The sequence below is a fragment of the Pseudomonas sp. NPDC089534 genome (assembly GCF_044749305.1).
In the GTDB taxonomy this organism is placed as follows: domain Bacteria; phylum Pseudomonadota; class Gammaproteobacteria; order Pseudomonadales; family Pseudomonadaceae; genus Aquipseudomonas; species Aquipseudomonas ekonensis.
This window is the reverse complement of the sequence record NZ_JBIVHR010000001.1, coordinates 44,994-58,411: the sequence shown is the minus strand read 5'-3', so window position 1 is coordinate 58,411 and position 13,418 is coordinate 44,994. Positions and strand designations below refer to the sequence as shown.

General features: G+C 62.9%; 11 protein-coding genes. 1 reads left to right on the top strand and 10 read right to left on the bottom strand.

All coding sequences use genetic code 11. The features are described 5' to 3' along the window. Window positions 1–31 precede the first annotated feature (31 nt). Both ACIP0B_RS00215 and ACIP0B_RS00210 read right to left on the bottom strand, forming a co-directional pair. Entirely contained in the window at window positions 32–574 is a 543-nt protein-coding gene (locus ACIP0B_RS00215; RefSeq protein WP_400828748.1) for a hypothetical protein, read from the bottom strand. A 74-nt stretch (window positions 575–648) separates the two neighbouring features. Further along, window positions 649–1,908: a PucR family transcriptional regulator gene (locus ACIP0B_RS00210; RefSeq protein WP_400828746.1), complete on the bottom strand. Its 1,260-nt coding sequence runs from the start codon at window positions 1,906–1,908 to the stop codon at window positions 649–651. Between the two features lie 251 nt (window positions 1,909–2,159). On the opposite strand from ACIP0B_RS00210, the gene ACIP0B_RS00205 reads away from it, so the two are divergent. Beyond that, window positions 2,160–3,029 (top strand): phytanoyl-CoA dioxygenase family protein, encoded by an 870-nt coding sequence (locus tag ACIP0B_RS00205; RefSeq protein WP_400828744.1) that lies wholly within the window; start codon window positions 2,160–2,162, stop codon window positions 3,027–3,029. 48 nt (window positions 3,030–3,077) lie between these two features. Here the strand turns inward: ACIP0B_RS00205 and ACIP0B_RS00200 are convergent, their stop codons facing one another. From ACIP0B_RS00200 to ACIP0B_RS00165, 8 genes are all read right to left on the bottom strand, one after another. Further along, window positions 3,078–4,049, bottom strand: a complete 972-nt coding sequence (locus ACIP0B_RS00200) for a WD40/YVTN/BNR-like repeat-containing protein (RefSeq protein WP_400828742.1) — start codon at window positions 4,047–4,049, stop codon at window positions 3,078–3,080. Window positions 4,050–4,059: 10 nt separating this feature from the next. Then, window positions 4,060–6,474, bottom strand: a complete 2,415-nt coding sequence (locus ACIP0B_RS00195) for an RND family transporter (protein WP_400828740.1) — start codon at window positions 6,472–6,474, stop codon at window positions 4,060–4,062. A gap of 8 nt (window positions 6,475–6,482) precedes the next feature. Next, window positions 6,483–8,126: a DUF1302 domain-containing protein gene (locus tag ACIP0B_RS00190; protein WP_400828738.1), complete on the bottom strand. Its 1,644-nt coding sequence runs from the start codon at window positions 8,124–8,126 to the stop codon at window positions 6,483–6,485. Between the two features lie 26 nt (window positions 8,127–8,152). After that, complete coding sequence (locus ACIP0B_RS00185) at window positions 8,153–9,574, bottom strand: DUF1329 domain-containing protein (protein WP_400828736.1); 1,422 nt, start codon at window positions 9,572–9,574, stop codon at window positions 8,153–8,155. A 423-nt stretch (window positions 9,575–9,997) separates the two neighbouring features. Next, the gene (locus ACIP0B_RS00180) at window positions 9,998–10,144 is read right to left on the bottom strand and encodes a hypothetical protein (protein ID WP_170930403.1); all 147 of its coding nucleotides are present in this window, start codon (window positions 10,142–10,144) and stop codon (window positions 9,998–10,000) included. 81 nt (window positions 10,145–10,225) lie between these two features. Beyond that, the gene (locus tag ACIP0B_RS00175) at window positions 10,226–10,888 is read right to left on the bottom strand and encodes a hypothetical protein (protein WP_400828734.1); all 663 of its coding nucleotides are present in this window, start codon (window positions 10,886–10,888) and stop codon (window positions 10,226–10,228) included. Between the two features lie 48 nt (window positions 10,889–10,936). Next, window positions 10,937–12,307 (bottom strand): NAD(P)/FAD-dependent oxidoreductase, encoded by a 1,371-nt coding sequence (locus ACIP0B_RS00170; RefSeq protein ID WP_400828732.1) that lies wholly within the window; start codon window positions 12,305–12,307, stop codon window positions 10,937–10,939. Between the two features lie 125 nt (window positions 12,308–12,432). Next, on the bottom strand, window positions 12,433–13,320 hold the full coding sequence (locus tag ACIP0B_RS00165; protein ID WP_400828730.1) for a phytanoyl-CoA dioxygenase family protein: 888 nt from the start codon (window positions 13,318–13,320) through the stop codon (window positions 12,433–12,435). Window positions 13,321–13,418: the final 98 nt, after the last annotated feature.

Below are 13,418 nucleotides of genomic sequence, written 5' to 3'. Positions count from 1 at the left end.
GCTTCCAGCCGATCTGAAGATCGGCCAGACCTCAGATCAAGAATGAAGCCCCGGTCATCAGCAGCCCGAAGATCAGCAACATCGTCGTCACCCGCGTGCTGACCCGAAGCTTGGGCTGATGCTCGACCACCTTGCCGACCGCAAAATACAGCCGCTCAAGAATCTGCTGCTCGTCGAGGTCCTTCGACTCGAAGATCGAGTCGATCACAGACCCCGCGTTCGGAAACGGATCATGCAGGAACGGCGCCGCGTCGAACGCGCCTTGCTGCAAGGCACGGGCCGAGAGCATGGCGGAAGCGACCAGCGAGCCTAGCGCCAGTACCGCGCACCCCGCCTCCAGCGCGGTGATCATGTCGAGGCTGGCGGACACGCTGAAGCGCAGTATCGCGCCGTACAGCGTCACCACGCCCGCCAGCGCGCCGAGCGACAGCGTGAACATCAGGCGCAGATAGACCGTCACCAGTCCCCGCGAGACGGAAATTTGCTCAAGATAGATTTTGACCAGCGTTTCGATGGTCAGACGGCGGGCTTCGAATGCAAAACGACGTTCTTCTGCCGGAGTTACGGGGTGCATCGACAGCTCCTCAAAAACAGCAAAAAGGGATGATCAACACTATAGAAACCAAATGAACAATGAGCGGAGCCGGCTCACGCAAGGCTGTCGTCTTCATTCAACGGGGTGTTCCAGATCAACAGTTCAAGGGCTGCGGCAATCTGGATACGGTGGTCGGCAAACTCGATGGGCAACAGATCCTGCGCCCGCTCCAGGCGGCGCAGCAATGTATTGCGGTGGGTGCCCAGCGCCTCGGCGGTCTGGGTGATGTTGCAGCCGTTGGCCAGGAACGCATGCAGTGCGTGCTGAAGCACCGTGGACTCCGTCGCCAGCCGGCCGAGGGTGCTCACCACAAACTGCTTGGACGCCCGGGCATCCTGCGTCATCAGGGAAACCATCCGCACCTGGTCGATGCGGGTGACCGGCGGCGCGCCGGCCAGTCGCCCCACCAGGCTTTGCGTGTTCAGCGCCTCCAGGTGCGAGCGACGGAAGCCGTTCAGCCCCGCTGCGGGAGAGCCGATGGCCGCGCGGATCTTCGGAAACTGCTGAACCACGCCTTGCAGCAGGCTGTGGTCCAAAGGTTTTGCCGCGCCGGCCCAGAGCCAAACGGTGGCGGGACCGGCAAACACGATCAGAGGCGCCGCGGTGCCGGTCAGGCGCGCCAGGGCACGGGCCATTTCCTCCAGCGGGCGGATCTCAGCATCCTGGATCTCGCTCCAGATGACGTAGGCGTAGTGTTTCTGCTGGAGGGAATAGCCCAGCCGCTGGCTCAACTGTTCGGTGTCCACGTCCCGACCATCGAGCAACCGCGTGACCAAGCTGCGCTTGTCGATGTGGTCGTGGTGGGTCAAGGCGCTCTTTTCTTCCAGGACGATCTGGGTGATCACCCGCATGTTGCCGGCGATGAACTCCGAGATGGAACGGGACGAGACCTCCAGCAACTCTTCAAGCAGCACCGGATCCTGCGTCAGGCCGAAGGCCATCTTCATCCACAATTCCCAGGCCGCGCTTTGCGTGGTTCTGGCGGAGTTCATCAGGACTTCCGACAGCCCTCTGCGCGCCAACTCCCGGGCGGTGTCCACCATGTCGGCGGACACGTAAACCCCCACCGGTTCGCCAGGGCGCTGCATGTTGGCGTTCGCCCAATGCAGCAGCTCCGAGCGGTTGGCCCGCCGGCACGCCGCCAGGATCACCGGATCCTCCAGCAGCTTCTCATCCTCGGGCGAGGAAAACAGTGACTGGTTCAGGCGCTCGATCCATTCCGGCGGCAGGCTTTGCGCCCTCTCCGCGCCTTTGCGCATGAGCTCGCGAACGGCTTCCGACGGGCGCGGCCAGGGTTGTGCGGTGGTGTTCATGTAATGTTCAAATCAACCCAAAAAAGCCATTGGAATGGTGCACTTTGTATCTTGTCGAAAGGCCCCGGCAAAAATAGCATGAACCCACTGCCTGAACCAAATAACCCTAAAGAAGCGCCCTGCTTCTCCACACTTGCCTTGAGTTCAGTGCAGTCACTTCCGTAACGGCCGGCCTGCCCAGTGACGCAGTTTGATGCGTCTCTGAGCGCCCGCCTGCGCGAAAAACGTTCCTCTTATTTGGAGTCGCTTCAATGTCCAGCGATCGAAATTCAACCGCCAGCCTGCCTGTCGTCACCCGCTCACATTCAGCGCAGGAAATCGTCTCGCTCAGCGACCGCGCGGGTGCGGTCATCATCCGGGGCTTCATGACGCCTGAGCAAGTTGCGCGCATCAACCACGAACTGGATGCACCGCTTGCGGCGTTGAATGCCGGTTCGAAACATGAACTTCAGTTGATCAAGGATTTTCATGGCTATCAAACCAAGCGGCTCACCAACCTCATTACCTACAGCAAGACATTCCGTGAAGAGATCCTTGATGACGACCTCTTTCATGAAATCGGCCGTGAACTTTACGAGTCGGAATGTGGTGACTGGTGGCTGACCACCGCGCAACTCATTGAGATCGGCCCGGGCAACACCGCGCAGATGCTGCATCGAGACTCGGCCCAGTACCATCCGTTCGTGGCCATGGACAAGCATGCACCGCGAGCCATCACCAACCTGATGCTGGCCCTGACCGACTTCACCGAAGAAAACGGCGCCACACGGGTGATTCCAGGCAGCCAGGATTGGGACAACTTCGAGGATGTGGGATCGCCCGAGATGACCATCCCCGTCGAACTGAAGGCCGGTGACGCCGTGCTGTTCGGAGGCAAAGTGGTTCACGGCGGCGGCGCCAACGTCACGGCCGACCAGTTCCGTCGTGGCCTGACGATCCCGCTGCAGGCCTCGATCCTGACGCCCGAGGAAGCCTATCCGTTGATCGTCCCTCTTGAGGTGGTCAGGACCCTCTCCCCTCGCGTGCAGAAGATCATCGGCTTCCGTTCGCAGTACCCCGTTGCCAGTCCGGGTCTGTGGCAGCATGACTACGCGGACCTGGCGGACTATCTCAAGCTCTGACCGATGCAACGGGTTCGGGGGGAAGCACTGCTTCCCCCCGAACCGTTTTCACTGCCCTGTCGACGACATGGGCAACACGCCCCGACGGGAAAACAGCACCGGCGCCCCTTGCGGATCGAGCAACGCCGCCGTCAGCGAAAGCCCATCGACCGACTGACGTTCCTCGAAGCGCTCTCCCCCGTCGCTGCTCTTCATCATCAGCCCGTCCAGCCCAACCGCCAGCACCCGGTCGCCGGACACCGCCACCGACGTGACGGAGCCTTTGCTCTGGGTCGGCACTCGGCGAAAGTCCTTGCCCTCGGCCGTGCCGTGCATCAGCGTGCCGCGCTGACCGCCCAGCAGCAGGCTGCCGTCCGCCAACACGGCGCCGGACCACAGCGTGCCTTCGTAACCGGTGCTGATGTACCGCCAGTTTTTGCCTTCATCCTCGGAAAGCAGGACCTGTCCGTGTTCGGCGGTGGCATAGAGCTTGTGTTGGCCATCGGTAAACAGGCCCATCAAATTGAGGTCCGCCTTCTTCGCACCCGGTGGCGCCTGCAACGTCTGCTCGGTCCACGTCAGCCCGCCGTCCTCGGTGGTCAGCACCAATGACCACAGCCCCACGGCGACGCCCTGCTGGGCATTGAAGAAATGCACAGCGAACAGCGGCCGGTCCTCTTCGTTGGACATGCGCTGGACCTGCCAGGAGTCGCCGCCGTCCGCGGTGACCAGGATCGCCCCCCAATGGCCCACCGCCCAGCCCCGTTTGGCGTCGACGAAGGACACCCCCGTCAGCGGCGTGGACAACGGCACCGAGCTGGCCTGGCGAAAGCTTTTACCGTGATCGTCCGACAGCAGCACGATCCCGTGGTCACCGACCGCGACCACGCGCTCGCCCGCCCACACGGCATCGAGCATGGTCGCTTGGCTGGCATGTTCCGACTGCACCGCCGGCACCACCTGCAACGGCGAAGCCTGCAAGGACAACGGCGGCAGCATCGCGGCGATCAACACGCCGATGGACAAAAAACCGTTACGCATGACTCTCTCCTCAATGCATCAGCGCGCCGATCATGCGCACGGGGCGCCTGCGCGGGAAAACCCGTTCCAGCCAGACCGCAAAGGCCGGCAGCACGGTCATGGCCATGACCATGTTGACGATGAACATGAACGCCAGCAGCTTGCCCATGTCGGCCTGGAACTTGAGGTCGGAGAACGCCCAGGTGGCGACGCCGATGGCCAGGGTGATGGCGGTGAAAATGGTCGCCATGCCGACTTCCAGCAACGCATGCTCCACGGCCTTGGTGATGGGTTGGCCAAAAGCCTGGTGCAGTTGCAGGCGGTTGTAGATGTAGAACGCGTAATCGACGCCGATGCCCACCGCCAACACCATCACCGGCAAGGTGGCGATGGTCAGGCCGATCTGCAGTTCCTTCATGAACCAGTAGCCGATGAAGGTGCCGATGGTCAGCGGCAGGCAGCAGACCAGCACCGCCCGCCAGTCGCGGTAGACCACGAACACCAGCAAGGCGATGGCGGCGTAGACGTACAGCAGCATCGGGGTTTCGCTCTTCTCCACCTCTTCGTTGATGGCGGCCAGCACCCCGGCATTGCCTGAGGCGAGGCGCACCGTGACGTCGGGCGACGGGTTCTCGCTGCGAAAGGCCTTGGCCGCGTCCACCACCCGGTTGATCGTGGTGGCCTTGTGATCGGCCAAGTACAGGTGCACCGCCGACATGCTGCAATCGGAGCGCATCAGCCCAGGCGTGCGCGCGACTTCGGTTGCCAGTGCGGCGTAGTTCATCGGGTCGATGGGCACCGTGCCCATTTTCGGGTTGCCTTCGTTGTAGCCCTCGTTGAACTGGCGCATGGTCGAGGAGAACGACGCGACGGACAACACGCCGGGCACGCCCTGCATGGCCCAGACGAAACGGTCCTGGTACTGCCCCACCGCGACGTTCTCGCAGGCGGCCTGGCTGTCTTCGCCGGCGCTGTCGCGGTTGGCCTCGAACACCACGCTGAGCCAGTCGAGGCCGATGTCGTAGTTGCTGGCGATGGACACGGCGTCGCGGTTGAAGCGCGAGTCTTCACGCAGCTCCGGGGCGCCGGCCTGCAATGTGCCGACGACCCGGTCATGGCTTTGCCAGATCGCCACCAGAAAGACCGCCAAGGCCACGCCCAGCACCCACTGCGCGTTGCGCCGTTCGGCGAGCCGGCTCAGGCCGTGCAGCCAGCGGGTGCGGCGCTGGCGGGAGACTTCCTGCGCCGCGGCGTACTTGTCGTCCACCTTGAGCAAGGACGCCACCAACGGCAGCATCACCAGGTTGGTGACGATCTTGTAGGCCACGCCGAGCGAGGCGGTGATCGCCAGCTCCCGCACCATGGGAATGGGGATCAGCAGCAACGTCACGAAGGACACCAACGCCGTCACCAGCGCCAGAGTGCCGGGCACCAGCAGGCCGGTGAAGCTTGAGCGCGCCGCCTGCTCGGCGCTCTTGCCGACAGCGATCTCGCGCACGATGAAGTTGATCTGCTGCACGCCATGGGAGACCCCGATGGCGAAGACCAGGAACGGCACCAGCACGGCCAGCGGATCGAGGCCGTAGCCCAACAGGCGCAGGCTGCCGAACTGCCACACCAGCGACGCCAGGGAACACACCAGGGCCAGCAAGGTGAAGCGCAGCGAGTGGCAGTACCAATAGACCGCGGCCGCGGTCAGCAGCAACGCCAGCAGGCAGAACTCCAGCACGGCCGACGCGCCGTCGGCGATGTCGCCGATCTGCTTGGCGAAGCCGATCATCTGGATCTCGAAATCGCCGTCCTCGAAACGCTGGCGGACTTCCTTCTCCAGCGCGTGGTTGAACGCGACGTAGTCCAGGTGGGCGCCGTTGGCGTCGAACTCATTGAGCTCCGCGGTGATCATCGCGCTGCTCTGATCGCGCGAGACCAGGGTGCCGATGAAACCGCCCTGGGCGCTGGAGTTGGCGATGGTCGCGATGATTTCATCGTCCAGGCGTTCGGGCGTCACCGTCCCCGGCACCAACGGGTCGGCCCGGAAGCCCTCTTCGGTGATCTCGTTGACGAAGGCATTGGGCGTCCACAGCGAACGCACGCTGCTGCGGGACACGCCGGGCAGGAAGGTGACCGCCTGGGTGACGTCGTAGAGCCGCTTGAGGCCCGGAGCGCTCCAGATCGCGCCGTTGCGGGCCTTGACCACGAGGGTCAGGCGGTTCGCGCCCATCAGGTCGTTGCGGTAGGCCTCGAAGGTCTTGATGTACTCGTGGCCGATGGGCAGTTGCTTTTCGAAGCCGGCATCCATGCGCAGCTGCACGGCGAACCACGCCATGATCAGGGTGAAGACGGCCAGGCTCGCCAGCACCAGCCGACGATGCCCGAACAGGACGCCCTCGACGCGCGGCAGCAGGCCGCGCGTCCTTGCTTCAGTCAATTTCACAGAACCATTCACGGCAGGCCTCACAATGAGCGGGAAATCGCGATGCCGACGTAATCTCGGTCACGGTAGAGCTGGTCGTAAGGCGTGTCGCCGCCCATGAACTTCGCGTAGTTGAGGTTCACCTGCCAACTGGCCGGGTTGCGCACGAAATTGAGGTACAGGTTCATGCTGCTGGCGTCTTCCGTGAAGGTGGCGGTGAGGTTCGGCGTGCGTCCCCCCAGCGAGCGCGAATAGAAGATCCCCGGCGTGACCTGCCAGCCCGGCAGCAACGTACCGTCGTAGGTCAGGCTCATGTCCAGGTTGATGCCCGAGGACGTCTTGTTGCCGTGGGCCTTGGGCGGGATCGCCGGATCCAGCTGCCACGTGTTCAGGCCGGGCGCGAGCGGCTCGCCGTTGACCTCGTCATGCAGCTGCGGGTACTTGATGACCACCAGTTCCGACAGCAAGGTGCCGGTGCTGGCCCCGGTGAAGTCCAGCAGCGTCGGCGAGTTGGACGGCGTGAAGCTGTACAGGCCGGTCAGGTGCCACTGGAATTTCTTTTCGTCCTTCCAGCATTTGCCGCCGTTGTTCGCGCACAGGTCGACGACCGGATTGAGCATCACCGCATCCTTGGGCCGGTACGACAGCTCCGTGCCGACCGCCCAGTCGCCGATCGGCATGTTCGCGCTGATGCCGTACATCATGCGGTCTTCCTGGTACTCCCAGGTGGGTGCCACGGCGAAGGTGTTCGGATCGAACGCCACGCTCAAGGTCGGCAACTTGTCGTGGTAGCGCATCACGTACAGGCCGTAGTTGATGTCGCTGTCCTCCGGCTGCCAGCGCAGCGAAAGGCCCCACTGGCCGCTGTCCCGGGCCTTCTTGTCGGAGAACCCGTAATCGCCCATGCCCTTGCCCGGACCATTGCTCGTGGACCAGTAGCTGCCCACCGGCGGCAATTCGCTCTTGTTCCAGCCGAACTGGTAGTAGGTCTCGATGTTGAGCCCCGAGCCCAGGCCGGAGGCGACGCTGAGCATCGGCGCCGGCAGCACGGCCTCCTTGAGCTGGACGCCGGGGCGCGCCAGGGCCTGGTAGTCGTAGGCGTTGGTGTTGTTGATGCCGCCGGCCACGAACAGGCTTTCGCCCCAGTTGATCACCTGGTTGCCCAGGCGCGCCCGGACGCGCTGTTCGCCCACGTCAAAGCCCTTGCTCACCCACAGGTCGAGCAGTCGGGCCTTGAACGCGAGGTCGTCATGGGCAGAGTCGCTGAGGCCGTCGCTGCCGACGCTCGCGGGGGTGTTGAAGGACTGGGTGCCGGTGGTGTCGGTGGCGGCGAAGTCGCGGATCCAGCTGCCCCGCGCCATGAAGCTGACGTCGTCGGGCATCTTCAGCAGCAGCTCATGCGTGCCTTTGAGGTAGTTGGTGAACAGGTCGCCGCGGTCGTAGTTCAGGTCGCCCTGATCGGCGACGCCCGAGCTCTGCGCCAGACAGCCCGAGGGCGCATTGTGCCCGGTGACGCCCTGGTTGATCAGGTTGCAGGCGCGGGACTCCGTGCGCAGGCCCATGCCTGCGGTGATCGTGGAGTCGAACGAGCCGCGGATCGTTTCGGTTTCAAACGTGAAGCCCATTGCAAATGGGGTGGCGCACGCGATGACAAGGCCTGAAGCTTTCGTAATTGTTTTTTTCATGCTGGCTCTCGATCTGACGACGTTCGTTAGCGTTCGCTGATGGCTCGCAGGTTATCGGAGGTGAAGAAGTCCCTTTTCAGGCGCGGGCTGGCGTTGTCCTCGGTGAGCCAGCGGATGTCGCTCTTGCCCGCGCCGACCGTGGTCATGTCGAAGAGGTAGCGGCCGTCCACCAGGTTGTACTGGATCTGGGCTTCCACATCGCAGGTGCCGGTTTCGTACACGGGCGTGGACAGTCCTTCGCGCACTTTCCAGATCTGCCCTTGCTTGTCGTAGTCGACGGCCATCACCGCGTTCCAGCTGTCCTCGTCGATGTAGAACAGGCGCTTCGGCGCCTGGTGGCGCATGCCCTGGCGCACGTTGGCCTCGACGACCCACACCCGGTGCAGCTCATAGCGGCGTGCCTGCGGCGCGACCGAATCGTTGCCGGCGAAGGCCTCCACTTTCGCGGCGGTGTCGTAGGCGCCGAACATGTTGTAGGGCACCAGGAGCTCCTGCTTGCCGACCAGTTTCCAGTCGAAGCGGTCCATGGTGCCGAAGAACACGTTCCCTTCATCGACGGTGTACTGGTTGTCGAGGCCGATCTGCGGCGCGTCGTAGGAGTACGACGGCATGCGCCGCACACGGCGTTGGCCGGGGAAGTAGTAGAAGGTGGTGGCCTGTTCGCCGGCGACGGCGGTCTGCACCGCGGCCTGGCCGGCCAGCGCCGCCGGCTCCAGGTAGTTGAAGAAGGTCGCGTTCTCCAGGCGGCCGACCGACGAGAACAGCGCACTGCCCTTCTTGCCCCACGGCGTGAAAAAGAACGTGTCCACCGATTGGCGCGACCACTCCCCGCCCTTGCGTGGCGAGATTCCGGAAACGCTGCGCGGGATTTCGACGCCGACGCCGCGGTAACGCATCTTCATGTTCCACATCACCTCCGCGCCGTTCTTGGGGGCAGGAAACGGAATGCCGGGGACATGGGCTTCCTCAAGGGCGAGCCCCGCCGCGTCAAGCTTGGCGAAGCCGATGTTCTGCTTGGTGTTCTCCGCCACGAAGTCCGGCGCGCCGCAGGTGCGGCGGGTCTGGTAGACGTCCATGCGGTAGCCGGGAATCTTCTTGAACAGCTCAAGCTGGCCGGGGGACAGCTTGGCGGCGTATTGGGCGACGTTGTTCGAGTCGATGCTGTACAGGGGCTTGTCGCCCTTGAACTTCCAGAACTCACCACGGACTTGCCCGTAACTCCATCCCGCGCCCTGGGGACCCGGCTGCGTCCAGGCCGGAATGTCTCCGCTTTTGCTGGCGGCGACCTCGCCGCCCAAGGGGGTCAGCTTCGTCCCCAGCATGGCGGGCTCCACGCTCTCGGCCTGGGCCGAAAACACCACCGTCGCTGCAGCGATCCCCACGATCAGTTGCCGGATGGCATGACGGGGAAAGACTGCGCCTTTTGGATGTTCAACTACGTCATTCATTGCAAGATCCTCAGGGGGCTTTAACCGGCGGCTCGACCGCCAAATGCAAGAAAAGCTGGATGTCGCATGGGTAGATCACCTGACATGATCATTTGACCAAGTCCGGAGATCAGAAAAGCAAGCCATATGCCAAAATCCGGAGATTTGGATTTTTCGCAGGCGTATCAATGGGTTATGGGTTGGCTGTGAATTCGTGTGCGTTGACTGCCCGCACTGCTCTGTAAAATATGGAAACACCTGTTACGAAGATTCACTCGACCCTTCGGGCCCCAGGCGCCATTTCAGGCCCCACTCCGTGCACACCCGGTGTTTCGCCGTGTGCTGCCCCGCCTCGGGGCGACCCGATCCCTTTTGCACCGGCGTAGAACCTTCTGCGTCGGCGCGCTTCGGTAAAAGGAATCCGGGGCTGGCGTACTACTCGTTTCACATGTGTTTAAAGAGATCGCTCATGCTGACGATCGGATGTTTGGTCGGCGGCATGGGTGACGGCCTCACAAACTCTGTTTTCAGTACGTAGATGGTGCTCAGGGTCAGGGCAACGCCAAAGCAAGCGAATCCGAAACGACGCATGGCAAACCTCCAGAATCAACCTTGTTATTGTTTGAACTTGATTGCTGTCCTACACATCCGCCTCATTGCGAGACTTGAGCCTTACCTGGCACCGAGCAGCGAGCGGGAAGCCACTTTCCGGGTTCGCGCCAAGGCGCCGTAGGCGTAATACAACTGCACGATCGAATAGGACCAGGTCAGGAACGCGAGGGTCATGAAGACCAACTTGCTGCCATCCCCGGCGATGGGGAAGAAGTCGTACCTGAGCGCGATGGTCAGCCCCGCCACCCCGCCCAGGGCGGTCGCCAGCGCATGGAAACCGGCGCCTGCGCGCACCAGCCGCCACGTGAAGTAGCACAGGTACACGGTGTAGAGAGACCACATCGCCACATAGAAGTAAGGAAGCGCCTGTTTGGTGAAGTCGGACAGGTAGTAGCAAAAGGTGGCGGCAAATCCGCCGACGAACAGCAGGATGTCTTTCGCCCGGGATGGCTTGTAACCATGGGTGACGGCCATCAATCCCAACGTGGCGATGACCGGCACGCCGACGCCCCGCGAAAAGGCGTCGAGAAACAGCGCGACCTCGTAATTGCCTTTCCAACCCGTGGCGATGTAGGTCGTGAAGTTCGAGGCAGAGATGCCCACGATCAAGAACTCCAGCCCCAGCAGGTAATTTCCTTTCCTGATGAATCCCACCCCGTAGCACAGCCCGGAAATCACCAGGACAATGCACGAGACCAGTGCGCACGCATCGATCAGTTCCACAATGACAGCCTCTTATAGTGTTGTAGCGCCGTACCTGCGCCTGGGTTTTCAGCGCTTGCGGGCGCTGTCTTCGCGGACTTTGCGGTTGGTTCGTTCATCCATCCACTTGGCCGCCGCAAACGCCGTCTTCAACGCGCACCACTGGAACGGCTCGGGCAGCATCGAAGGCGTCTTGTGCTCCAGCGCCGTCAGATGGGAGGGATCCGTGCCGTTGATCCGTGCGGCGAGGTACGAGCCCATCACCGATTGCGAGGCCAGGCCGTGGCCGGAGCAGCCCGCCGCATAGAAGATGTTGTGCTTCTCGCCGGTGGTGCCGACGACGGGCAGCGCGTCGTAGGCCGCGCTGATGTAGCCGCTCCAGCAATGCTGGATGCCGAGGCCCTGCAACGTGGGAAAGCGTTCGCGCAGGCCGCGCACCAAGGCGGCATAAGCGCTGTCGTCCGGCACATTGGGGGTCTTCGAACCGTAGGCGTAGCCCAACTGCTTGGTGGTCAGCACCATCGTGTCGTGGGCGGTCAGGCGGTGGCTCTCCATGGTGAAGTGCGGTGTGATCAGCCCTTCCCGGTTCTTCCAGCCCAGGGACGCCAATTGCTCCGGCGAGAGTCGCTGGGTTTCGATCGCCGACACCCGGATCGGCGCCACCTTGTTGCGCAGCAGCCCCAACTGGGGTGTGTAGGCGTTGGTCGTCAGCACCATGACCGGTGCGGTTGCGCTGCCCGATGGGGTCTTGCAGGTGATGAATGGCCCTTCGCTGTAGGACAGCAACGGCGTGCGTTCGTAAAGCTTCACGCCGGCGGCGAGCGCCGCGCGGCGCAGGCCGCTGATGTACTTGCCGGGGTTCAGGGTGCCGCCGCATTGCCCGCTCCCGAACAGGAAGGCCGGCGGGATTTCACGGGCGCGCATTTCCGCCGGGTCGATGAAGCGCGTCACCGAACCCAACTCGTGCCCCAGCTTCATGTTCGCGCGCAGGCGTTTTTCCTGGGAAGGATGGACCGCTGCGCGGATGACGCCGGAGGGGTTGTAGTCGCAGTCGATGCCCAGTTCCGTCAAGCGCCTTTCCACATAGATCACCCCGTCGTCGTAGAGCCGGACGAACTGCCGGGCCCTTTCCAGTCCGACGCGTTTGACGAAGAGATCGAACTCGATGCCCATGCTGCCGAGCAGATAGCCGGCGTTGCGCCCGCTGGCGCCGAACCCGGCGAACTCCTGCTCCAGGACAATGACCTTGGCGCCGGCCGCATTCAGTTCGAGCGCCGTCGACATCCCGGCGAAACCGCCGCCGACCACGATCACATCGGCCTGTTCGTCGCCGATGAGTTCCGGTTGCAGGTCGGTCGGGCGCTCCACCCAGCCGCCCAGACTGCGAAACTTCAGCGATCCGGCAGCGCTGTTGCCGATCGCGTTGTTTGAAGCGTTCATCTGTTTCACTCCTCTGTGCATCCATCCCATCGGGCACGACGGCACGCGCCGCCCAATGGGAGCGTGTCGTCGCCGTTCGGTCAGCGCGCTGACCGCTTAACCGGATGGGGCTTTCTGTGGGGGGCTTAGATGCCTTTCCCGACCTCGGAGAAAGACTCCAGGGTCAGCAGTTCTTGCGGATCCCGCATCTGGCCGTCGACCTCCACCCAGCCGAGCAGCGTGCTGCTGGCGCTCCAGCCCAGCAGGCGTTGCAGCTCGCTGGGCAGTTGCCGGACGCGCTCGATCGGGATCGACAGGAAATGGTTTTCTTCCAGCCGCAAGAAGGCCAAGTCATAGGCCATGGTCAGGCCGGTGCGTGGCTGCACCGTGGTGTTGGCGCCGCCGCCGTGGTACACCGAGCCGATCCACAACAGTGCAGAACCGGCCTTCATCTCGGCCGCCACGGTTTCTTCCTGGGTCGGCATGCGCTCGTCGTCCCAGGTGTGGCTGCCGGGAATGACGCGCGTTGCGCCGTTTTCTTCGGTGAAGTCGGTGATGGCCACCATGATCTGCAACCGGGCTTCACGGCCGAACTGCGGATGGCGCCAGAGCGAGGTGGCGTCGTCGCGGTGCAGAGGCTGCAAGCCTTGCCCCGGTCCGATCTGGATCGCCTGGGTCATGCTCAGTTGGATGTTGGGTTCGATCGGGATGCGGTCGCTGCCCACCCACACGTGGGTCGGGGTCTGCAGGATCTTTTTGGCCGTCTCGATGAACAGAGGGTTCAGCGCGACCTCGATGGCCGTGTCGCTGCGTTCGAAGATGCGCGCGACACGCCGGGTCTGGGTGCCCGCAAAGTAGGGATCGACACCGCAAGGCGTGATGTTCAGGTAACGGTCGAGCTCTTCTTTGAGGGACTGCAGCGTTTGTTCCGAAACAAAATCGGAGATGATCACGCCGCCATCACGCTTAATGGTTTCGACCACCGCCTCGACTGAATCGCTGCTGCTTAAAGTCTTGAGTTTGCGTGTTTCCATTTGTCAATTCCTGCCTATTGAATCTCAAGTCAGAGAGGGATCGGGGTACAGGCCTGGTATATAGGATGAAGAACCAGATCAAACGACATGATCACTTG